Here is a 20856-nt window from a genome sequence, read left to right on the forward strand (position 1 = left end):
CAAAGAAGGGGTCCGGCCACCGAAAATCGGTGACCGGACCCCTCTTTTTATTAAAAAGCTCTAAAGCCGGCTAGTTATGTCCCAGCCTCGTCCTTTTTTACGGTCGCGTCAAACGATGAGATTGTTGAAAAGGATTGCAATTTTCAAATATTTTTCCTATAATTCTAAACATGTTAAGAAAGTTGACATAACTTTTACTTATGACTATTCATACTTATGGAGGATTAAGCAATGGAGAATATGATTGAAAAGTTTGTTGGGCAAGCGAACGACCTGCTCTGGTCGTCGGTGCTCATCGTCGTCCTTGTCGCCTTAGGCCTTTACTTTACGGTCCGGATGGGCTTCGTCCAGTTCCGGATGCTTCCGGAGATGTTCCGTCTCTTGTTCAAAGAAGGGATGAAACGTGAGAAAGGCCAAGTCTCGTCGTTCCAGGCATTCGCCATCGGTACGGCAGCACGTGTCGGTACAGGGAACATCGCGGGTGTCGCGACGGCGATTGCCCTCGGTGGGCCAGGAGCCGTCTTCTGGATGTGGCTCATCGCCCTCATCGGTTCGGCGTCGGCTTTCGTAGAGAGCACGCTCGCGCAAGTATATAAAATCCGCGACGGACGCACATGGCGCGGGGGACCGGCTTACTATATGGAACGCGCCCTCGGCCAGCGTTGGCTCGGGATTTTGTTCGCCATCCTCATCACGTTCTCGTTTGGCTTCGCGTTTAACTCGGTTCAGTCGAACACGATCTCGCTCTCGATGAGTAACCAGTTCGGCGTCAGCACGACGACGGTCGGGGTCATCTTGGCAATCGTGACAGCTGCGGTCATCTTCGGTGGGGTTCAATCGATCGCCATCTTATCGAGTATCATCGTCCCGGTCATGGCAGGTGGATACATCTTGCTCGCGATGTGGATTATGATTTCGAACGCTTCATTATTGCCAAGCGTCTTTGGCCTCATCTTCTCAGAAGGTGTGCTCGGGATTCAGCAACTGTTCGGCGGAGCGATTGGAGCGATGGTGCTTCAAGGAATCCGTCGTGGGCTCTTCTCAAACGAGGCTGGGATGGGTTCGGCCCCGAACGCGGCCGCGACAGCAGAAGTATCGCACCCGGTCAAGCAAGGCTTGATTCAATCGTTTAGCGTCTTCGTCGATACGCTCATCATCTGTACGTCGACAGCGATGATTATCTTGTTGTCTGGCGTAGCTGGTTCGGAATCGTTTGCTGGTGTCGAGTTGACACAAGCCGCGCTCACGGCCGAAGTCGGTCCGATTGCGACATCGTTCTTGACGGTCGCGATCTTCTTGTTCGCGTTCAGCTCGATTCTCGGAAACTACTACTACGGAGAGACGAACATCCAGTTCATCTCGGAGAAGAAGATTTATGTGACGCTCTACCGCATCGGTGTCGTTGGTATGGTCCTCTTCGGGGCAATCCGTTCGGCCGGTCTCGTCTGGTCGATTGCCGATGTGTTCATGGGTCTCATGGCGCTCGTCAACTTGTATGCCATCTTCCGCCTTGCGAAAGTGGCGCGCCTCGTGCTTGACGATTATTTGGAGCAACGCCGCCAAGGCGAAGACCCGGTATTCTATGCCGATTCGATTGAAGACCTTCCAGGTCGTGAGTACCTCGAAGCGTGGGAAACGGAATCGGAAGAAGTCAAAACCGGTACGATCCGCTCATAACGAAACAACCGTCTACGAACGTGCGTAGACGGTTTTTTTGCTCTGGAAAGAGGGGAAAACGATAGAAAAGGGGGGCGTTCATTCATGGAGACGACACATTATATACGCATTTCCCCAGAAGTCTGGGTCTCGTTCGCACAAGACCCGGACATGATTATGGATTGGCTTCTCCACGTCCACGCGCAAGGTCGCGAGACGTATGACACGTTGACGCTCCCAAACATCGGGCGCTTCCAAAAAGTGCTCGGTCAAATCGAGGTGTATCTCGATGGAGACGATACGTACAATTTAGAGATGGCCGTCATCGGTGAGGAGTTGATCGTCAACGAGGAGCAGGCGGTCGTCGTCGGCATCTTGACGCCGCAATTGCTGCACATCGTCAAAGACGCACTCGGTGCGTTCACAAAAGAAGACGTCGCCGACATGGCGTTCGTCGACCATGACGGACTCGACGAGATTTGGTTGAAGTGGACGTCGCTTCGACGGTATTGTGAGGCCGCAGCCGAGCGGGACGAACTCGTCTTGATTTACTATGAATGAAGTCGATCAGGTGGTATAATATTGAAAAAATGGATGGTGATACACGGTGGGGGACTTCTTCATCACGACAGCGTTCTTTTTTTCATTGATTAGCCCGATTTTTGCCTATCGGACGGGACAGAAATGGCTCGGTCGCGTCAACATGTTGACGTTGCTAGTGTTCGTGGTCAGCTTTTTATCCGTGCATGGGTTCGTTATGTACAATACGTGGTTGGTCGCGGCCATGTTCGGCTTATTCTTTCTAAACTTGTTATTCGCTATCATCAACAGTTCGATGTTCATCCACGACCGGCATCCGCGCGCCTCGGTCGTCAAAGTAGTCGGTACGGTCAGCCTGATCTTTCTCGGATGCCTATTGACCGCTTATTATTTCGATTTACATGGGGAATGGAGGGAAACGATAATCGGAGCAACCGTTCCGACCGTGACACTGTTCGTGACCGGGGTGTTGTTGCTTCATCTAAAACAACTCGATCAACAGCCAGAAGCATAAAAGAACGCTCGGAGCCTCAGGCACCGAGCGTTCTTTCGTGTTACTTCAACGCGATTTCGAGTGCGTTGACGTTTTCACGCATCAAGTCGAAATAGCTTTGTTCCATCTGTTCTTTCGTGACAGACTCCAAGTTGTAAATCGTCACTGCTTCGGCGCCGATCTCGTTTTTCACGACTTCCGCGACTTTCGGCGTCACCGTGTCTTCGAAGGCGATATGCGTCAAGTCGTGGGCACGCGCTTCTTCGATGACGCGCTTCAACGCTTGTTGAGACGGCTCTTCAGACGGGGTCAATCCGGCGATCGGGAGTTGCTCGAAGCCATAACGCTCCGCAAGATAGCCGTAGGCCGCATGTGTGACGAGAAGTTGCTTCTTCGATCCGGCGTCGACGGCTTCTTGTAACTCGGCATCGAGCGTCTCTGCTTCTGCTTTGAAGGCGCTCAACCGGTCGGCGAACTCGTCCTTATAGTCTGGTGCCTGATCGGCGAATGAAGCCTCGACCGCTTCTGCCATCGAGACGGCGTTCATCGGGTCGAGCCAGACGTGTGGGTCGTATTGACCGTGGCTATGCCCGTGTGCATCTTCTGCTTCATGTCCATGCTCATCTTCCTCGTGGCCGTGCTCGTCCTCTTCATGCGCATGTTCATCTTCCTCGTGGCCGTGCTCATCCTCTTCATGAGCATGTTCGTCTTCGCCGTGAACGTGGACGGTCTTGTCAGCATCAAGTAACGAGACGTCTTCGGCTGTTTTGACGAACGTGACGTTCTCGTTCGCGAGGCTCTTCTCCATCGACTCGACGTAAGGCTCGAGGTCGTGTCCGACCGTCAAGAACAAGTCCGCTTCGGCGATTTGTGTCATTTGACGTGACGTCGGTTCGTACGTGTGTGGGTCTGCGCCAGGCGGGATGACCATCTCGACACGGACACGGTCGCCACCGATTTCTTCTGCGATCGACTTCAAGGCGAACGTCGATGCGTAAACGGTCAACTGATCGTTCGCTTCCTCCGCTGCGTTGCTGTCTCCATTATTGGCACATCCGCCTAAAAACAGTGTCCCGGCAGCGGCGACACTAAGTAACTTTTTATTCATGTGATTCTCCACCTGTCCTCTCTATTGAACCATTAAACCGTAACGGTTACGTTCTGTGATTGCGCCTTATATTATAGGTGGCAGATTCATGCACGTCAAGTCCGACTTCCGATGGATGGATTTTTGATAAAAAGGGAATATGATTAAAAAAAGAACGAGGAGTGGATGTATATGAGAAAGGAGACCGCCTGGTTCGTCGGCGGGGCCGCCCTCGCGGCGGCGACTGCGGCCGGTGCCACCGTGTGGAATCAGTACGGTTCCCTCGTGCGTTGGCAAGAACCCGAACTTCCAGTTCGGGCCTCGACCCGCAAGCGGCGAACACACACGTATAAAATCATCGATGACCGCCCGCTCCAATTTGACGTATATTATCCGACGGGGGATGGTCCGTTCCCTGTCGCCGTCTACGCACACGGAGGGGCGTTCGTTCGTGGCAACCGTGGGATGGTGACGTTGTTCCATCCGTTGCTCGATCATTTTTTAACGAAAGGCTTCGCTGTCGTCAGTATCGATTATCGTCTGTTTGAAGACGGGGTGTATTTTCCGGACAACATCGTCGACGTGTCGGACGCGCTCAATTATTTGAAGCAACACGATAGCCTGCTCAACCTCGATGTCGACAAATTGATTGTCTGGGGCGACTCGGCCGGGGCCGCATTGATGCTTGCGACGGCACTCGATCGGGAGAAGCAGTTTATCGGGGACCTCGGCGCCGACGTCCCGCCGGTCAAAGGCGTGATCGCGCTCTATCCGCCGACGAACTTCCTGTTGTTCAAGTTCATCCAGACGTGGATCGCCCACCTGAAGTTCTATGAAGGTAGCCGAGAAGAGTGGCGCGAGTTGATGGTGAAATGTTCCCCGGTGACACATCTTTACGATGACGCGCCACCGATTTTACTGTTGCACGGCAAAAAAGACCCAATCGTCCCGTTCGGACAAGCGCTTCATTTCGTCGAACATGCGAGCGAAGTCGGCGCGAACGTCCAGCTCATCTCATTCCCGAACGGTACCCACTCCTTAGCGAGCTTTCTCCAATCCGACAATCCGATCAAAGAAGAGAAACTGATGAACCGCATCGATCGCTTCATCGACGACGCGCTCACGTGACGTTGCACTTTTCTGAAAAGATGGTACGATGGGACATGGTTTTAGAGAACAAAAAGGAGTGACTGGCGTGACAGAGCTTTGTTTGGTCCGACATGGTCAGACCGATTGGAATTTTAATGAAATCATTCAAGGACGGGAAGATATCCCGCTCAACGCGCTCGGGCATCGGCAAGCCGAAGAGAGCGCGGCCTTTTTAAGTCAAGAAGCATGGGACGTCATCGTCGCGAGTCCATTAGTCCGCGCCGTCGACACGGCCCAATATATCGCCGAGGCGTGCGGCTTTGACCCGGCCGAAATCATCACGGACGCACGATTCATCGAACGTGAATTCGGAGCGGCTTCGGGGCAACCGGTACCGGGTATCTATGAAGCGGTACAAGCGGACGACCAGACGCGTGTGCCCGGTCTTGAATCAGAAGATGAGATGCGGACCCGTGTGCTTGAGGGGATGGAACATCTCGTCAAGACGTATGAAGGGAAACGTGTCATCGTCGTCTGTCATTCCCATGCCATCAAGGCGGCGCTGTCGGCCATCGACGAGACGTATACGTTCCGTCATGCGATGCGTAACGCTTGCTCGAACTATATCGAACACAAGGACGGACGCTTCATCGTCAAAGCGGTGAACGTGGCCGACCATATTTCCAACGAAATCGCTGTGAAGTGAGGAGAGGCATATGTCGACACTGCTCTGGATATTCATCATCGCATCATTCGTCGTTGCGTTCATAGGGCTGATTTATCCGGTCATCCCGAGCGTATTGTTCTTGTTCATCGGATACTTGATTTACGGGTTCGGGTTCTCGTTCGAGCCGCTCACATGGACGTTTTGGCTATGGCAAATCGTCTTCCTCGTCTTCTTGTTCGCCGTCGATTATATCGTCACGCGAGCGACAGTCGATAAACGGGGCGGTTCCGAGCGGGCGAAATGGGGGGCGACGATCGGGCTGATTGCCGGCCCGTTCATCTTTCCGCTCGTCGGTGTACTTATCTTCCCGTTCATCTTCGCGTTCCTGGCCGAACTCACGCTTGGCAAGTCGACGCGGGAAGCTTGGAGCATCGGCGTCGGGACCGTCCTCGCCTTTTTAGGCAGTACGCTTTTGAAAGTCGTCGGGATGACGATGATGGTCATCTTGTTTTTCATCTACATTTGAAGACGAAGAGATTTTCTTCGTCTTTTTGGGTTGAGGATGTAAATAAAACGGGGAAAGAAAAGCAGGACCGTCCGATTATTCGAACGACCCTGTCTTGACGAGCTGATTGAAGGCGGAGCGGCTGAATGTTTGCTGATGCTCGACTTGTTTCTCGAAGAAAGAAGGCTTCAAGTCGCTGCCTGTCACCCCGTCGGCGATGAGCGAATCGAGCACTTGCTTCGTCGGGTCTTGTTTCGGTAGTAACATCAAGCCTTCCGCGACGAACGTATGGTGGTTCGAGAGCGAGCGTTCACTTGTGAACGTCAACGCGATGGCCGCCGGGCGGTTCGCAGGGGATGTGATGACTGCCTCGGCGAGGAGCAACATCCGCTTGTTTAAATAGTGATGGAGCGTCACGGCGAACTCGGTCGGGACGAGCATCTCGAGCAACCATTCGTTATCGTGTTCTTTCGAGATGATCAGTCCGTCGACGAGCTCAATCGGGAGGTTCAACTCGTTGCCGTATTCGTCTTGGACGAGGCGGACTTGGACGAGGCGAAACGTTTTCATCGAATCAATCCCTTCCACGGTTTCTTTAGAACATCTTAACATAGTCCGCCTGTGAAGATGTGTTATGATAACGTGGGAGTAACAAGGTTCGTGAGTAAAGGAGGAGGCATCAGAATGAGTTGGGTTGTAGGGATTATCGGATATTTCGCGATACTGGCCATCGTCTATTATGGTGTCCTTTTCTTCAAAGTAAAACAACAACGTAGTCGGGCCGGCTATCGCATCTTCCTCTTGCTATCAGGGCTGTTCCTGTTGAGCGGAAGTGACTATATTATCGCTTTGTTCCAAGGGGATACGGAGGCGACGTTTTGGCAACGGACCGTCTATTTCATCTTGATTTTGATTTCTCTTTCTGTGGCGCTTTACTTTCGGAGAAAAGAAGATCAACACCATGCGCGCGAGATGACGACCGCGTGAAAAGAAGGCTGTGGGCGTGCCCACAGCCTTCTTTTATTTCGGGATCCGCGTCTGGCGAATCATCTCGAGTTTCAAGTCCCATAACGGTTTGCTGAACGTCACCGAATACACTTCCGGCAGACGGAGTCGCTTGTACTCTTCCCATAAGCCGTTCATCTGCTCACGGTGATAGTCACGAATCTCTTTCGCGCTCGGGAGCGTATAGACGCGCTCGCCGTCTAAGAAGATCGGTTCGAGCAAGCGCTTGACGCTGAAGTTGCGTGTCTTGATTTTGAACGCCGGGTCGCGCACGTCGATGAGGTCGATCTCGGAATACGTCTCGACCGGCTCATCCGACAAGGCGATATAGTCACCTTTGAATTTCTTCGTTTCGTTGTCGATGATGCGATACAGTTCTTTCTTGTGTGGGGTCGTCGTCTTCACTTTCGAAGAGGACACTTTGATGACCGGCTTCAACGTGCCGTCTTTGTCTTCGCGGGCGACGAGTTTATACACCATGCCGAGGGCCGGTTGCTCGTAGGCGGTGATGCCACGCGTCCCGACGAGAAACGTGTCGGCCTCGGCCCCTTGCATCCGTAAGTCTTGGATGACGTATTCGTCCAGGTCGCCGGAGACGACGATTTTGACGTAGTCAAGACCCGCTTCGTTGAGTGCCTTCCGGGCTCGTTTCGACAAGTAGGCCAAGTCACCGGAGTCGAGGCGGACCGATTTCAAGCGGTATCCGTTTGCCTCGAGTTCTTTCGCGACGGTAATCGCGTTCGGGAGTCCCGACTTGAGCGTGTCGTACGTGTCAATCAACAGGCTCGTGTTGTCCGGGTACATCGAGGCGAACGAGCGGAACGCCGTCAATTCATCGTCGTGGAATTGGATATCGGCATGTTCCATCGTCCCGCCGGTCGGTACATCGAAATCACGGCCGGCCGAAACGAGACTCGTCACGTCAAACCCGGCGATATATGCGGCCCGTGTGCCATAATACGCGGCGTCGACTCCTTGGGCACGGCGAGCGCCGCCTTCGAGCAACGTCTCGTTCGGTGCCGCTTGGCGAATCCGGGCGTATTTCGTCGCGATGAGCGATTCATGGTTGGCGATGTTCAAGAACGCCGTCTGGAACAGTTTCGCCTCAAAGATGGTCGACTCGATTCGGACGACTTGTTCGTGCGGGAAGATAATCTCCCCTTCACGGACGCTGTAGAGTGAGCCCGTGAATTTGAAGTTACGCAGTACGTCCGCGAACTCGTCCTCGAAGTCGAGCTGCTCTTTCAAATAAGTGATGTCTTCCTCGGTGAACGAGACGTTCTCCAAGTAGTGGACGATGTTTTGTAACCCGGCAAAGACGACGTAGCCGCCGCTGAACGGGTTCGAGCGATAGTATAAATCGAAGACGACTTTTTCATTGTGACGTCCTTGTTTCCAGTAGATGTACATCCAACGTGGGAGGTACAGGTCCGTGTGAAGCGCTAAATTCCGATGTAACATAGTGAATTCCTTTCTGATTTCGTGTCACTTCCCGGTAACGGTCGCTCCGAGTGTCGTGACAAAATGTTCGAGCGCCCATTCATGGCCGATCGGGTTGAAGCTTTGGACGGCGTCCGCGTGGATGACCATCTTGTAGCCGAGGTTGTAGGCGTCTACCGCTGTATGCAAGACGCAAATGTCGGTACACACACCGACGAGATGGATTTCGGTGATGCCTCGTTCCCGTAGACGAAGGTCGAGGTCGGTCCCGGCGAAGGCGCTGTATCGCGTCTTATCGATCCAATGGTCGGCCTGTTCAGCTGCTTTTTTGACGGCGCCGTATAGGTCGCGCCCTTCTGTCCCGCGGATGTTGTGGGGCGGGAAGAGTGTCGTTTCCGGGTGATACGTGTCACCGGCGTCGTGCACATCGTTCGCGATGACGACGTAATCTTCGGGCGAAAACGCCTCGATCAACTGAACGATTCGTTCTTCTATGTCTTGCCCGGGTTTTCCACAAGTCAAACGACCCGTGTCTGCGATAAAATCGAACGTGTAGTCAATGACGATCAATGCGCGCATAGGAGGTCTCCTCTCAAGTGCAAAATAGTTGGCTATCCTTCTTATTCTAAATCATTTTGCATGATGCGAAAAAGATTATTTTTCGCCTGTGTCGGGTAGTAGGTGTAAGTAGAACTGTAAGCGAAAGGGGAATGGACCGATGCTGTTGTCATCTACCGAACTATCGGAACAATTGTCGCGCTTGAACGGGTGGGACGTCGTCGAAGGGGAGCTCCAGAAGACGTATCGTCTCGACACGTTCCCGGAGGCGATTCAATTCGTGCATCTCGTCGCCGACTTGGCCGAGTCGCTCGATCATCATCCGAACATCTTAATCGAGTATCGTAACGTCACGCTCACCGTGTCGACGCACGACGAAGGGGGCATCACGGAGAAAGACATCATGCTCGCGAAAGGGTGTGAGGAACTTGTCTAACCTGTACATGACGTTCGCCTCTGGTAGCGTCGCCGACCGGTTCCGGGAAAACCCGGACGTGCTCGTCGCGAGCGGCAATGAGACGATTTTACTCGCGGAAGGGGACAAGTCTCCGTTCCAAAGCGGAAAGACGTTCCGCATCGAAGAAGCGGAAGGACAATTCGCGTCGAAAGGGAATATTGTCTATGCGAACGTCCCCGTCGACTCGAATGCACGCTCGCTCTTGTTTCATCGTCTGTTGACTGAAAAATCACGTCTTGGGGCCGGGCACGATGGCTTCACGGCGTATCGTCTCGGCGTCGACCCGGACGACAATCACGGCATCGTGCTTATCCAATTCGCCGAGGCCGGCAACAAGTTCCGTGACTCGACAGACTATGTCCTATTTCAAGAATGGCTGAAAGATGCCGTCGAACAAAAAGGTGCAGGTCCGATCATAAAACACTATGTCGTCACGGAAGCGGATAACCTATAATAAAAGATAACGTCACGTTAGGGGAGGATTTTTAATGAACAAGAACTACTTTTGGATGGGTATGGCCGCTGGAGCCATCATCGGAGCAGGTGCGTCACTTCTCCATCGCGAGACACGCGAGCAACAAGTTCGTCAGTTGAAAGGCTTAAAATCACGCGTGAAGTCAGCGGACACATCGACACAAGCGCATTCGGTCGGCTTGCAAGCGTCCCCGAAAGGTAGCTTGAAAGACCGCGTCATGGATTTGAAGGCGCTCTATGAAGAGAACCAAGACACGATCCAAAACCTCGTCGAAGACGTCAAAGATTTGATGGACGCGCTTCAAGAGGCACGTCACAAAAACCAACTCTAATACGTATGGCCAAGCGGACTCCGCTTGGCCATTTGTTATTCTTGCTTATATTCTTTCTCGGTTCCGTCCGTGAACGTGACGTCCGCCTCGATTTTTTCAGCATCGTCCGCGATGTTAAACGCTGCCTTGATTTGATTCAACACTTCCTCGTCCGGTGTGTCTTGGTCGAAGTTCAATTGACCGAAGACCGGATCGAGTTCTTGCATCGCTTCGTCCCCGCGCAAGTTCTGGTCATCCTCTTTCCGTTCATACGAAGCCTCGGTCGAGTTGTTCTCAACCTCATAATCGACTTTGATGGCGTCATCAACGTCCGCATAGTCGACTTCAAGTTCGAACTTGTCGAACGTATACATGGAGTTGTTCTCCGTATTCGCCTCGTCTTCGACCGGTGCGTCACTCGGTTGGTTCGTGACTTCGTCAGACGAGCCGCATCCTGTAATCAAAAAGAGTGATGCCGTGATCGGTAGTGTCCATTTCAAACGTTTCATCAACAAATTCCTCCTCTATGTTTCGCATAATTTTTCCATTCCCCTAACGTGAAAAAACTATTCGTCATTCGACCGATTCCACATCGCTTTGTACACTTTGTATAAAAATACAATTGACAGTATAAATATGCGTATGGTTTAATCGGATTATTCTTTTGAGGAGGTACGACAGATGATCACGTGTGGAATCGTCGGTGTGACGGGATACGCCGGCATGGAACTATTGAAATTGATTTCGGCGCATCCGCGCTTACAAGTGACGTGCGTGATGAGCGACTCGAGTGCGGGGCTGCGCCTCTCTGACTTGTATCCGTGGATGGAGACGGGCGCGTTGACGCTCGAACCGTTCAAACCGGAGAAGTTGAACCAGCTTGACGTCTTGTTCCTCGCGACGCCGAGCGGGGTGTCGGCTCGATACATTGAACAGCTGGACGCGTTCGAAGGCGTCGTCGTCGACTTGAGTGGTGATTTGCGCCTTACGGGTGAGGTGTACGCGACGTGGTACGGCAAAGCGCCTGTCCATGCCGACACACAGGCGAAAGCTGTTTACGGGTTGACGGAATGGAACCGTGAATCCGTGCGGACGGCGAGATGGATCTCAAACCCTGGCTGTTACGCGACGGCCGTGTCGCTCGGTCTCCTGCCGTTTCTGACAGACGGATTGATTGAGCCGGACGAGGTGATCGTCTCGGCCTGCTCGGGCATCACCGGTGCCGGCAAAGCTTTGAGCACGAAGACGCATCACGCTCGCTCGAATGAGAACGTACAGCTATACAAGATTCACACGCATCAACACATCCCAGAGATTGAACAGACGATTCACCAAATGACAGGCGTTGAGGCGACCGTCTCGCTTTCCACGCACCTCTTACCAATCAACCGCGGCATCATGGCGACGATGCATGTCGTCCCGACGATTGATCAGACGGAAACGGAATGGATTGATCTATTGAGTCGTGCGTACAGACAAGAGCCGTTCATTCGCGTGCAACAAGGGGAGCCTGAGATTCGGACGGCCGTCGGGTCGAACTATTGTGATCTCTGGGTGTATAAAGATGACCGGACCGGACGGCTCACCATCGTCTCGGTCATCGACAACATGCAAAAAGGGGCAGCCGGACAGGCGATTCAAAACGTCAACGTCCGGTTCGGATTCAATGAAGCGCTCGGGCTAAGCACCCAACCACAATACATATAGGAGGGATCGAATGACCGATTTAACGATGAGTCCACCGGTGAGTCTCGTCTCACCGAAAGGGTTTCACGCGACAGGCGTACATGCCGGATTGAAACGAAAACGCAAAGACTTGGCGCTGCTCGTCTGTGAACAACTAGCGAGCGCGGCGGCCGTCTACACGACCAATCAATTTCAAGCGGCGCCGATTCAAGTGACGAAACAGACGCTACAAGCATCAAACGGAAAGATTCGCGCCGTCCTCGTCAACAGCGGGAACGCGAACGCCTGCACCGGCGACCAAGGATTGACGGACGCCTATGCGATGCGAGCGAAAGCAGCCGCGCATTTAGGGATTGAAGCTGATGAAGTCGCGATCGCTTCGACTGGGGTCATCGGGCAACTGTTACCGATGGACACGCTTTTAGCCGGAATCGAATTGTTGACGCCTGAGTCGGATGCGGCACAGGCCGAGGCGTTCGCTGAAGCAATTTTGACGACAGACACCGGAGTGAAGACGACCGGGGTCCGTTACGCAGACGGGGAGACGTTCGTGAAGGTCGCCGGGGTCGCCAAAGGCTCCGGTATGATTCATCCGAACATGGCGACGATGCTCGGGTTCGTGACAACCGATGCCGTCATCGCGCCAGAATTGTTACACATCGCACTGAAACAAAGCGTTGACGCCTCGTTCAATAACATCACCGTCGACGGGGACAGTTCGACGAATGACATGGTGCTCGTCATGGCGAGCGGCGCTTCCGACACAGAAGAAATCAAGGCGGGAACGGACGCGTATCATCAATTCACAAAAGCGTTGACGGACGTTTGCACGGACCTCGCCAAACAAATCGCACGTGACGGGGAAGGTGCGACGACGCTAATTGAAGTCAACGTCGTCGGGGCGAAGACGGACGAGACGGCCCGCATCATTGCGAAACAGGTCGTCGGATCCTCGCTTGTGAAGACAGCGGTCTATGGCAAAGATGCGAACTGGGGACGCATCATCGCGGCCGTCGGGGCGACGAAAGAACCGATTGACGTCGGTCGGATCGACATCCAGATCGGCTCTCAACTTGTCTTATCGAAAAGTGTGCCGGTCTGGTTCGACGAGACACTCGCCTCGGCGGAGATGGGACAAGACGTCGTCGCAATCCGGATCGATTTGAACGACGGAACGGGAACGGGCAGCGCCTATGGCTGCGACCTCACGTACGATTACGTCAAAATCAATGCGAGTTATCGGACATGAGCGAGCGGAAAGTCGTCAAGCTCGGTGGGAGCGTCTGGGACACGCTTCATCACGACTACTTTACAGAGTGGAAAGAATGGGTTGAAGCCGGAAATGAACTCATCTTACTTCACGGTGGGGGACCGAGGTTATCGGCTTACTGTGAGACCCAACAGATCAAGCCGGTCTTTCAAAACGGACGTCGCGTGACAACGGAGGACGTGTTGACCGGGGCGACACGTGTCCTCGCGGGGGAGATGCAAACGGAAATCGTGACGGCGCTCGGTCGGTCTGATGTGAATGCGGTCGGATTATCGGGTGTCGACGGACGGATGCTCACTGGGCGTGAAATCAAAGAACTCGGGGCCGTCGGTGAAGTCGAGACCGTTGATGTGTCGTTGATTGAGCTACTCGTTCAAAACCACTACGTGCCGGTCGTGACGTCGATTCTGTTCGGAACAAACGGCGCCCTGAACTGTAACGGGGATGATTGTGCTGTCGCCGTCGCTTGTGCGCTTCAAGCCGCTCACTTCGAGATGATCACCGACGTGCCGGGTATTCGAATCAACGGTACGGTTCAAGAGACGCTGACCGTCGATGCGATGCAACAGGCGATTGAGTCGGGAGCGATATACGGGGGCATGATTCCAAAGACAGAGGCGCTCCGCTCCGCGCTAGACGGGGGAGTGGCGCTTGCCATCATTCGAGACGGGAACGACCCGACAGCAACCGGGACACAACTAAAGGAGGGACATGATGAGCGCACTACTTCCCACATATGGGCAACGAGCCATTGAGATTAAACAGGCAGACGGATCGTACGTGACGGACACGACGGGGAAACAGTACCTCGATTTCGTCATGGGCATCGCCGTCTGTAACACCGGACATCGCCATCCTGCCGTCCTTGAAAAGATCGAGGCACAGCTTGGCAACGTTTGGCATACGTCCAATCTATATGCGATTAGCGGGCAGGAACGTGTGGCGGAGAAACTCGTCGCCGGTACACATTTGACGCGCGCCTTCTTCTGTAACAGCGGGACAGAGGCGAACGAGGCGGCGTTCAAGCTGATTCGGAAATGGACGGGCAAGACGAAAATCGTCTCGTTCACGAAATCGTTTCACGGCCGGACGTTCGCGATGCTCGGGGCGACCGGGCAAGACAAAGTGAAGACCGGTTTCGGGCCGATGGTGCCGGACTTCGTCCATGCACCGTTCAACGACAGCGCGGCACTCGACTTCATCGATGACGAGACGGCGGCCGTCTGGCTCGAAGTCGTCCAAGGGGAAGGTGGCGTCGTCGTCGGTGACGTCGCATGGTTCGCGGCATTGCAAGCGAAAGCGAATGAACATGGGGTCAAAGTGGTGATCGATGAGGTGCAGACCGGGATCGCCCGAACCGGCACCCGATACGCGTTCGAACAGACTCCGCTCAAGCCGGACGTCGTGACGCTCGCGAAAGGGCTCGGGAGCGGTTTCCCTGTCGGTGCGCTCGTAACGGCACCTGGGGCAGAAGCCGTATTTGAAGCCGGTAGCCACGGGTCGACGTTTGGCGGCAACCCGCTCGCCATGGCCGCGGCCGAGGCGACGCTCGATGTGTTATTCGAGGATGCGGCGCTGGCTCACGTCCAAGCGATGGGCGCATACTTCAAGTCGGGCCTTGAGCGTTTCGTCGATGGGGACACGTTCATTGGCGTGCGCGGACTCGGGCTCATGCTCGGACTCGTCGCAACAAAACCAGTGGCCGATTTGATCAATCAACTACGAGAAGCAGGACTTCTCGTCGTCGCGGCCGGGCCCGATGTGATTCGGTTCTTGCCGTCACTTTTCGTCAGTCAACAAGAAATCGATGAGGCACTCGCCATCATCGAACAGGTCGTCACAAAGGAGCTGGTGCAATGAACGGGACATTGACGTTACAAAACGGGATGACGTTTCACGGGACATGGGAGACGAGCGCGCGGCTCGGTAGAGGGGAAGTCGTCTTTTTCACCGGGATGACCGGTTATCAAGAAGTGTTGACCGACCCGTCGTACGCCGGACAAGTCATCGTCTTCACGTATCCGCTCATCGGACAATATGGTCTCGAGACCGGTGCGTCTGAAAGTGCGGACATCCAAGTGGCTGGTGTCATCGTCCAGACGCTCGCAGGAAACGGACAGTCAAACGAGTTAAAAGACTGGTTGGAACAAGCGGGAATTCCCGTCTTGTCTGGAATTGATACGCGCACGCTCGTCCATACGCTCCGCCAGGAAGGTGATCAGTGGGGGCTCCTGGCGATGAATTCGAACGGGCAAGTCGAAGGCGACTTCTTACAAATCACGGAGACGGTCACGACCGCGAAGCCGGTCCAACTCGGAACGAATCAAAAAGGACACATCGTCTGTCTCGACTTCGGGGTGAAGTCGTCGATGGTCGAGGCGATGCTCGCACGCGGCTATGGCGTCACGACCCTACCATACGATACGCCGGCGGAAGCGATTCATCGTTTGAAACCGGACGGGGTGCTCGTCTCGAACGGACCGGGCGACCCGCGTGATTTGATGGACCGGATTGAGACGGTCCGCGAGGTGGCGCTTCGCTATCCGACGCTTGGGATTTGTATGGGACATCAACTCATCGCACTCTCGTTCGGGGCAGCGATTGAGAAGCAGACATACGGGCACCGGGGTTCAAACCATCCGGTACGAAACGTCCAAACGGGCGAGGTGTGGATGACTTCACAAAACCATGGGTACGTCGTCACGCGCGACAGTCTCGAACGGACACCGCTCGAGCTGTTGTTCGAGAACGTGAACGACTTGTCCGTAGAGGGGACGACACATCCGACGGCACCGATTTTGACGGCGCAGTTCCATCCAGAAGCAAGCCCGGGACCGAAAGAGGCGCAGGCGTTATTCGATCAATTCGATGAAATGATTCAACAAGGGGTGAACGTATATGCATAAGAAAGTGCTCGTCATCGGCTCCGGTCCGATTATCATCGGGCAAGCGGCCGAGTTCGATTATTCAGGTACGCAAGCGTGTCAGGCGCTTCGGGAAGCGGGATGCGAGGTCGTCTTGTTCAACTCGAACCCGGCGACAATCATGACCGACCCGGGTATGGCCGACAAGACGTATATCGAGGCGATGACGCTCGAAAAGGCCGAGATGATTATCGAAGCCGAACAGCCGACACACCTACTCGCGACCGTCGGCGGACAGACTGCGCTCAATTTGGCGCTCGCGCTCGATGAGGCCGGGGTGCTCGAAAAGCACGGCATCGCCCTGCTCGGGACGTCGCTCGAGACGATCCGTGACGGCGAAGACCGGGAACGCTTCAAGCAGAAGATGCATGAACTCGGGGAACCGCTCCCGGTGAGTACGACGATCGAGACGCTCGACGAGCTCGATGCGTTCATCCAAACAGCTGGAGTCCCGCTCATCGTCCGTCCGGCGTTCACCCTTGGGGGGACGGGAGGTGGCATCGCGACGACCGTCTCGGACGCCTATGAGATGGCGCGGCGCGGACTTGAGGCGAGCCCGATCTCGCAATGTCTCGTCGAAAAGAGTATCGCCGGCTTCAAAGAGTTCGAGTACGAAGTGATGCGTGACGAGAAAGGGACGTGCATCATCGTCTGCAACATGGAAAACATCGACCCGGTCGGGGTGCATACGGGCGACTCGGTCGTCTTTGCTCCGGCACAGACGTTATCGGATACGATGCACCAGACGTTACGGAGTGCAGCGCTTCGGATCGTCTCGAGTCTCGGTGTCGTCGGTGGCTGCAACATCCAGTTTGCCGTTCATCCGACTGAACCGACTTACTACGTCATCGAGGTCAACCCGCGCGTGTCGCGGAGTTCGGCCCTCGCCTCGAAAGCGACCGGCTATCCGATTGCGAAGATCGCGACGCGTCTCGCGCTCGGTGAAGGGTTGGATGATTGTGTGAACCCGGTGACGAACGGCACGATGGCCAGTTTCGAGCCGACGCTCGACTATGTGACGGCGAAAGTGCCGTGCTTCCCGTTCGACTTGTTCAAAGGGACAGAACGCGCCCTCGGTCCCCAGATGAAAGCGACGGGTGAGAGCATGGCGATGGGGAAGACACTTGAAGAGGCGCTTCAAAAAGCGTGGCGTGGTGCCGGAATCGAGCAGGCCCCGCTCTATCCGACATGGATGAAGCGAGCCGATGCGAATGAACTGTGGCAGGAAGTACTCGCCCCGACCGACCGTCGCCTGCACGCCTGTCTCGCGCTCATCGACCGCGGTCTCGCCTCGCGCAGTGAACTCGAGGACAAGACGGGCATCGCGCCGCACTTCATGGCGATGCTCGAGACGCTCGTCACGATGACAAAATCCACCGATTTTTTGACGGAGTCGAACATGTCACAGGCAAAGCGGCTCGGGTTCACCGATGCACAAATCGCCGCCATCTCAGGCGTCACGATGGAAGACGTCAAGGAGCTGCGTGCGACGTTCGGCATCCAACCGGTCTACCACATGGTCGACACGTGCGCGGCCGAGTTCGAGAGCGCGACCCCTTACTTCTACGGGACGTGGCACGGAAAGACGGAAGTGAAGGCGAGTCAGACGCGGAAAGTCGCCGTCATCGGGGCCGGTCCGATACGCATCGGCCAAGGCATCGAGTTCGACTACAGTTCGGTCCATGCCGTCTGGGCACTTCAACAGCAAGGCATCGAGGCCATCATGATCAACAACAACCCGGAGACGGTCTCGACCGACTTCACGGTCGCTGACCGGTTGTATGTCGAGCCGCTCACGCTAGAAGACGTCACACACGTCCTCGAGGCAGAAGGGTGCCGCGACGTCTTAATCCAGTTCGGCGGTCAGACGGGCATCGCGCTCGCACACGGTCTGGAGGCGGCTGGATATCGCTTGCTCGGCGCCTCGGCTGCCATCATCGACCAAATGGAAGACCGGGACCGCTTTTATGCGTTTCTTGACGAGATTGACGTCGCGCACATCCCGGGAGAAGAAGTCGGGACTACCGCTGCTCTCTATGAAGCGGTCGACCGGATTGGCTTCCCTTGCGTCGTCCGGCCGTCTTACGTCATCGGTGGGAAAGGGATGCACATCTTGCAATCCGAGGCGGACCTTGCCCGAATCAGTCCAGACCTCACTTATCCGCTCCTCATCGACCTCTACGTCGCCGGGCGCGAACTTGAGGTCGACTGCGTGACGGACGGGCAGACCGTCTACGTGCCGGCCATCTTGGAACAAATCGAGGCGGCTGGGGTTCATTCTGGGGACTCGACGATGGTCATGCCGCCGGTCGAGACGTCCGAGGCGCACCAACGACAGATTGACACGATCACGAAACGAATCGGTCAGGCACTCGAGTATCGCGGGGCGCTCAACATCCAGTTCGTTTTAAAAGACGACACGATTTACGTGCTTGAAATCAACCCGCGGGCGTCACGGACCGTCCCGATTGTCAGCAAAGTGACCGGTGAACCGCTCATCGAATGGGCGACACGCGCCGCGCTCGGCCATTCGCTTAAAGGCGTCTTACCGGTCGAACGGAAACAACTGACCGGTTATGCGGTGAAGACGCCGATTTTCTCAAGTTTGAAGCTGCCAGGTGTCGACCCGCTCACAGGACCGATCATGCGCTCGACAGGGGAGACGCTTCAATTCAGTCCAATCCCCGTCGTTGCCGAACGGTTCTGTTACGATGCGACGACGACCCGGGTCATGGCGCGACCACAAATCGTGTATGGGGAAGGGTGGGAGACGTTCGGCGAGGTACCGCTCGACGCGACGATTGACTTCCAACACGTCGCCGTCCTCTTCTCGCACGTACCGGCTGAACAAGTGATACGGGAGGCGGCCGTCCGAAACGGCGTCCACGTCATCTCGGAGCAACACCTCGCCCGTTACTATCAAGCGACGGTCGACACGACACCAGTGCCGGTCCGTCCGTTACAGGCGCACACAAAGGAGGAATTACCGTTATGACGACAAAGACGTTCAAACACATGTTGACGCTCGAGGAATTGACACCAACGGATTTAGATGAACTCATTCGCTTGGCGATCGACGTGAAACGACATCCGGACGCGTATGGGACGGCGCTTGCCGGTAAGAAGGTCGCCTTATTGTTTGAGAAGGCGTCCACGCGCACGCGCATTTCGTTCGAGGTCGGGGTCGTCGAGCTTGGCGGCTACCCGCTCTTCTTGAGCGGGAGCGACCTTCAAATCGGACGCGGTGAACCGATCACGGATACGATTCGAGTGATGAGCCGCTACGTCGACGCACTCATGATTCGGACGTACGCCCATGAAACGGTCGAGACGCTCGCGACGGCGGGCTCGATTCCAATCATCAACGGGTTGACGGACACGCATCATCCGTGCCAAGTGCTCGCCGACCTCTTGACGATTGAGGAGACGTTCGGGACGCGCCAAGGGAAAGTGTTGACGTACATCGGTGACGGGAACAACATGGCCCACTCGCTCATGCTTGGCGGTGCCTTGAGCGGAATGCATATCCGCGTCGCCTCGCCGGACGGTTATACGGTCGACGAGACGATTTACAATCAGGCCGTCGCGCTAGCCGAGACGACCGGCGGCAGCGTCACACGCTACGACGACCCGGCCGAAGCGACGGTGGGTGCACATGTCGTCTATACGGACGTGTTCGCCAGCATGGGGCAAGAAGCGGAGGCGGAAACGCGCCTCGCCCATTTCGCCTCGTTCCAAGTGGACGAAACGTTGATGGCGTCGGCACGGGACGAAGCGATTTTCCTACACTGTCTGCCGGCTCATCGCGGTGAAGAAGTGACGGCGGACGTGATGGACGGCCCGCAGTCGCTCGTCTTCGACCAAGCCGAGAACCGGCTCCATGCCCAAAAAGCACTGATGATCACATTGCTCGCCTAACGAAAAGGAGCTTCGCCGACGACTGGCGAAGCTCCTTTTGTCATAAGAATCGTGCGAACAGGCCGAAGACGGCGAGTCCGATAATCACGTAAAAGATCCATTTCCCTTCACCCGTATGAATGATGGGCGGTACGTACTTGCGCGGCTTGTACTTCCCGTAACGGAGCGGCCGTGAATACGGCACCGTATAGCGCGACAACGGATAGGCGAGCAGGAATCCGGCGAGGAATCCGTACACGTGCCCCCAGAGCGAGACGTTCGAACCGATTAACGTGAAGACGGCACTGATGGCGACGAAGATGTAGACGAGTCGCGCGTCTTGGCTGTAGATGAGCGTCCGACGGAAACGTCCGATGAATACGTAGAAACCGAGGATCGCTAAGATCGCGCCCGAGGCACCGGCCTGAAGATAGAACAGTTGGCTCACGGTAAAGTACGTGAGCAGGTTGGCGAGCGCGCCAGCGACGAGATAAAACAGCGCGAACCGCACATGCCCGACCATGCGTTCCATCGCCGGGCCGAAGATGATGAGCGCGAACGAGTTGAACAGCAAGTGGCCAAGTCCTAGATGGATAAAGTTTGCCGTCAGGAGACGGTACCACTGCCCGTCTGCGAGCGCGAGGTGGAACGATCCGCCCCGTGCGACGATCTGAAGTCCCGGCATCAAAGAATCGATGACAAACACGACTAGTTGGATTACAATGAACAGCGTTACGAGCGGGTATGCTCGGATGAACGTTTGAACATTCTCAGTACGACTAAACATAGCATCACCT

General features: G+C 55.2%; 23 protein-coding genes. 17 read left to right on the forward strand and 6 right to left on the reverse strand.

The genetic code is table 11. From position 1 onward, the window contains the following. Positions 1–231: 231 nt before the first annotated feature. The 3 genes from KNP76_RS13255 (at position 232) to KNP76_RS13265 (ending at position 2710) form a co-directional block, all read left to right on the forward strand. On the forward strand, positions 232–1677 hold the full coding sequence (locus KNP76_RS13255; protein WP_211780065.1) for an alanine/glycine:cation symporter family protein: 1446 nt from the start codon (positions 232–234) through the stop codon (positions 1675–1677). Positions 1678–1761: 84 nt separating this feature from the next. Next, positions 1762–2217: a DUF1877 family protein gene (locus tag KNP76_RS13260; protein ID WP_211780064.1), complete on the forward strand. Its 456-nt coding sequence runs from the start codon at positions 1762–1764 to the stop codon at positions 2215–2217. A gap of 46 nt (positions 2218–2263) precedes the next feature. Then, on the forward strand, positions 2264–2710 hold the full coding sequence (locus tag KNP76_RS13265; protein ID WP_214844807.1) for a hypothetical protein: 447 nt from the start codon (positions 2264–2266) through the stop codon (positions 2708–2710). Between the two features lie 40 nt (positions 2711–2750). Here the strand turns inward: KNP76_RS13265 and KNP76_RS13270 are convergent, their stop codons facing one another. Next, positions 2751–3797: a metal ABC transporter solute-binding protein, Zn/Mn family gene (locus KNP76_RS13270; protein WP_214844808.1), complete on the reverse strand. Its 1047-nt coding sequence runs from the start codon at positions 3795–3797 to the stop codon at positions 2751–2753. Positions 3798–3968: 171 nt separating this feature from the next. Between KNP76_RS13270 and KNP76_RS13275 the strand changes: the two genes are divergently transcribed. The 3 genes from KNP76_RS13275 (at position 3969) to KNP76_RS13285 (ending at position 6058) form a co-directional block, all read left to right on the forward strand. After that, a complete protein-coding gene (locus KNP76_RS13275) occupies positions 3969–4904 on the forward strand; it encodes an alpha/beta hydrolase (protein ID WP_214844809.1) in 936 nt (311 codons plus the stop codon). A 67-nt stretch (positions 4905–4971) separates the two neighbouring features. Beyond that, positions 4972–5571, forward strand: a complete 600-nt coding sequence (locus tag KNP76_RS13280) for a histidine phosphatase family protein (protein ID WP_034809056.1) — start codon at positions 4972–4974, stop codon at positions 5569–5571. 10 nt (positions 5572–5581) lie between these two features. Beyond that, on the forward strand, positions 5582–6058 hold the full coding sequence (locus tag KNP76_RS13285) for a DUF456 domain-containing protein (RefSeq protein WP_034809057.1): 477 nt from the start codon (positions 5582–5584) through the stop codon (positions 6056–6058). 75 nt (positions 6059–6133) lie between these two features. Here KNP76_RS13285 and KNP76_RS13290 read toward each other — a convergent pair whose 3' ends face one another. Further along, positions 6134–6607, reverse strand: a complete 474-nt coding sequence (locus KNP76_RS13290) for a YwpF family protein (protein ID WP_034809058.1) — start codon at positions 6605–6607, stop codon at positions 6134–6136. 114 nt (positions 6608–6721) lie between these two features. Between KNP76_RS13290 and KNP76_RS13295 the strand changes: the two genes are divergently transcribed. Further along, complete coding sequence (locus KNP76_RS13295; protein WP_214844810.1) at positions 6722–7024, forward strand: hypothetical protein; 303 nt, start codon at positions 6722–6724, stop codon at positions 7022–7024. A 33-nt stretch (positions 7025–7057) separates the two neighbouring features. Here the strand turns inward: KNP76_RS13295 and KNP76_RS13300 are convergent, their stop codons facing one another. Further along, positions 7058–8503 (reverse strand): nicotinate phosphoribosyltransferase, encoded by a 1446-nt coding sequence (locus tag KNP76_RS13300; protein ID WP_034809062.1) that lies wholly within the window; start codon positions 8501–8503, stop codon positions 7058–7060. Between the two features lie 24 nt (positions 8504–8527). Further along, the gene (locus KNP76_RS13305; protein WP_034814295.1) at positions 8528–9061 is read right to left on the reverse strand and encodes a cysteine hydrolase family protein; all 534 of its coding nucleotides are present in this window, start codon (positions 9059–9061) and stop codon (positions 8528–8530) included. Positions 9062–9200: 139 nt separating this feature from the next. Here KNP76_RS13305 and KNP76_RS13310 point away from each other — a divergent pair, with 139 nt between their 5' ends. Genes KNP76_RS13310 through KNP76_RS13320 form a run of 3 tightly spaced genes read left to right on the forward strand, consistent with a single transcriptional unit; the run spans position 9201 to position 10303 of the window. Further along, positions 9201–9476 carry a 4a-hydroxytetrahydrobiopterin dehydratase gene (locus KNP76_RS13310; RefSeq protein ID WP_214844811.1) on the forward strand — a complete coding sequence of 92 codons (276 nt, stop codon included), beginning with the start codon at positions 9201–9203 and terminating at the stop codon, positions 9474–9476. Beyond that, entirely contained in the window at positions 9469–9951 is a 483-nt protein-coding gene (locus tag KNP76_RS13315) for a hypothetical protein (RefSeq protein ID WP_245175433.1), read from the forward strand. The genes KNP76_RS13310 and KNP76_RS13315 overlap by 8 nt, the downstream gene beginning before the upstream one ends. A 34-nt stretch (positions 9952–9985) precedes the next feature. Continuing rightward, entirely contained in the window at positions 9986–10303 is a 318-nt protein-coding gene (locus tag KNP76_RS13320) for a hypothetical protein (protein ID WP_034809073.1), read from the forward strand. 35 nt (positions 10304–10338) lie between these two features. Here KNP76_RS13320 and KNP76_RS13325 read toward each other — a convergent pair whose 3' ends face one another. After that, entirely contained in the window at positions 10339–10791 is a 453-nt protein-coding gene (locus KNP76_RS13325; protein ID WP_051690219.1) for a YusW family protein, read from the reverse strand. Between the two features lie 172 nt (positions 10792–10963). On the opposite strand from KNP76_RS13325, the gene argC reads away from it, so the two are divergent. Genes argC through argF form a run of 7 tightly spaced genes read left to right on the forward strand, consistent with a single transcriptional unit; the run spans position 10964 to position 20080 of the window. Next, positions 10964–11989 (forward strand): N-acetyl-gamma-glutamyl-phosphate reductase, encoded by a 1026-nt coding sequence (argC, locus tag KNP76_RS13330; protein ID WP_034814289.1) that lies wholly within the window; start codon positions 10964–10966, stop codon positions 11987–11989. 10 nt (positions 11990–11999) lie between these two features. Next, complete coding sequence (gene argJ / locus KNP76_RS13335; RefSeq protein ID WP_214844812.1) at positions 12000–13217, forward strand: bifunctional glutamate N-acetyltransferase/amino-acid acetyltransferase ArgJ; 1218 nt, start codon at positions 12000–12002, stop codon at positions 13215–13217. Next, positions 13214–13993, forward strand: coding sequence for an acetylglutamate kinase (gene argB / locus KNP76_RS13340; protein WP_214844813.1), 780 nt, complete (start codon positions 13214–13216; stop codon positions 13991–13993). The genes argJ and argB overlap by 4 nt, the downstream gene beginning before the upstream one ends. Further along, on the forward strand, positions 13953–15098 hold the full coding sequence (locus KNP76_RS13345) for an acetylornithine transaminase (protein ID WP_214844814.1): 1146 nt from the start codon (positions 13953–13955) through the stop codon (positions 15096–15098). Before argB ends, KNP76_RS13345 begins: the two co-directional genes overlap by 41 nt. Beyond that, complete coding sequence (locus KNP76_RS13350; RefSeq protein ID WP_214844815.1) at positions 15095–16144, forward strand: carbamoyl phosphate synthase small subunit; 1050 nt, start codon at positions 15095–15097, stop codon at positions 16142–16144. The genes KNP76_RS13345 and KNP76_RS13350 overlap by 4 nt, the downstream gene beginning before the upstream one ends. Further along, entirely contained in the window at positions 16137–19157 is a 3021-nt protein-coding gene (carB, locus tag KNP76_RS13355) for a carbamoyl-phosphate synthase (glutamine-hydrolyzing) large subunit (RefSeq protein WP_214844816.1), read from the forward strand. Before KNP76_RS13350 ends, carB begins: the two co-directional genes overlap by 8 nt. Beyond that, the gene (gene argF, locus KNP76_RS13360; protein WP_034808715.1) at positions 19154–20080 is read left to right on the forward strand and encodes an ornithine carbamoyltransferase; all 927 of its coding nucleotides are present in this window, start codon (positions 19154–19156) and stop codon (positions 20078–20080) included. The genes carB and argF overlap by 4 nt, the downstream gene beginning before the upstream one ends. 40 nt (positions 20081–20120) lie before the next feature. On the opposite strand, the gene KNP76_RS13365 is transcribed toward argF, so the two are convergent. Beyond that, positions 20121–20846: a rhomboid family intramembrane serine protease gene (locus KNP76_RS13365; RefSeq protein ID WP_034808713.1), complete on the reverse strand. Its 726-nt coding sequence runs from the start codon at positions 20844–20846 to the stop codon at positions 20121–20123. Positions 20847–20856 lie beyond the last annotated feature (10 nt).

The organism is Exiguobacterium sp. s150, assembly GCF_018618435.1.
Taxonomy (GTDB): Bacteria; Bacillota; Bacilli; order Exiguobacteriales; family Exiguobacteriaceae; genus Exiguobacterium; species Exiguobacterium alkaliphilum.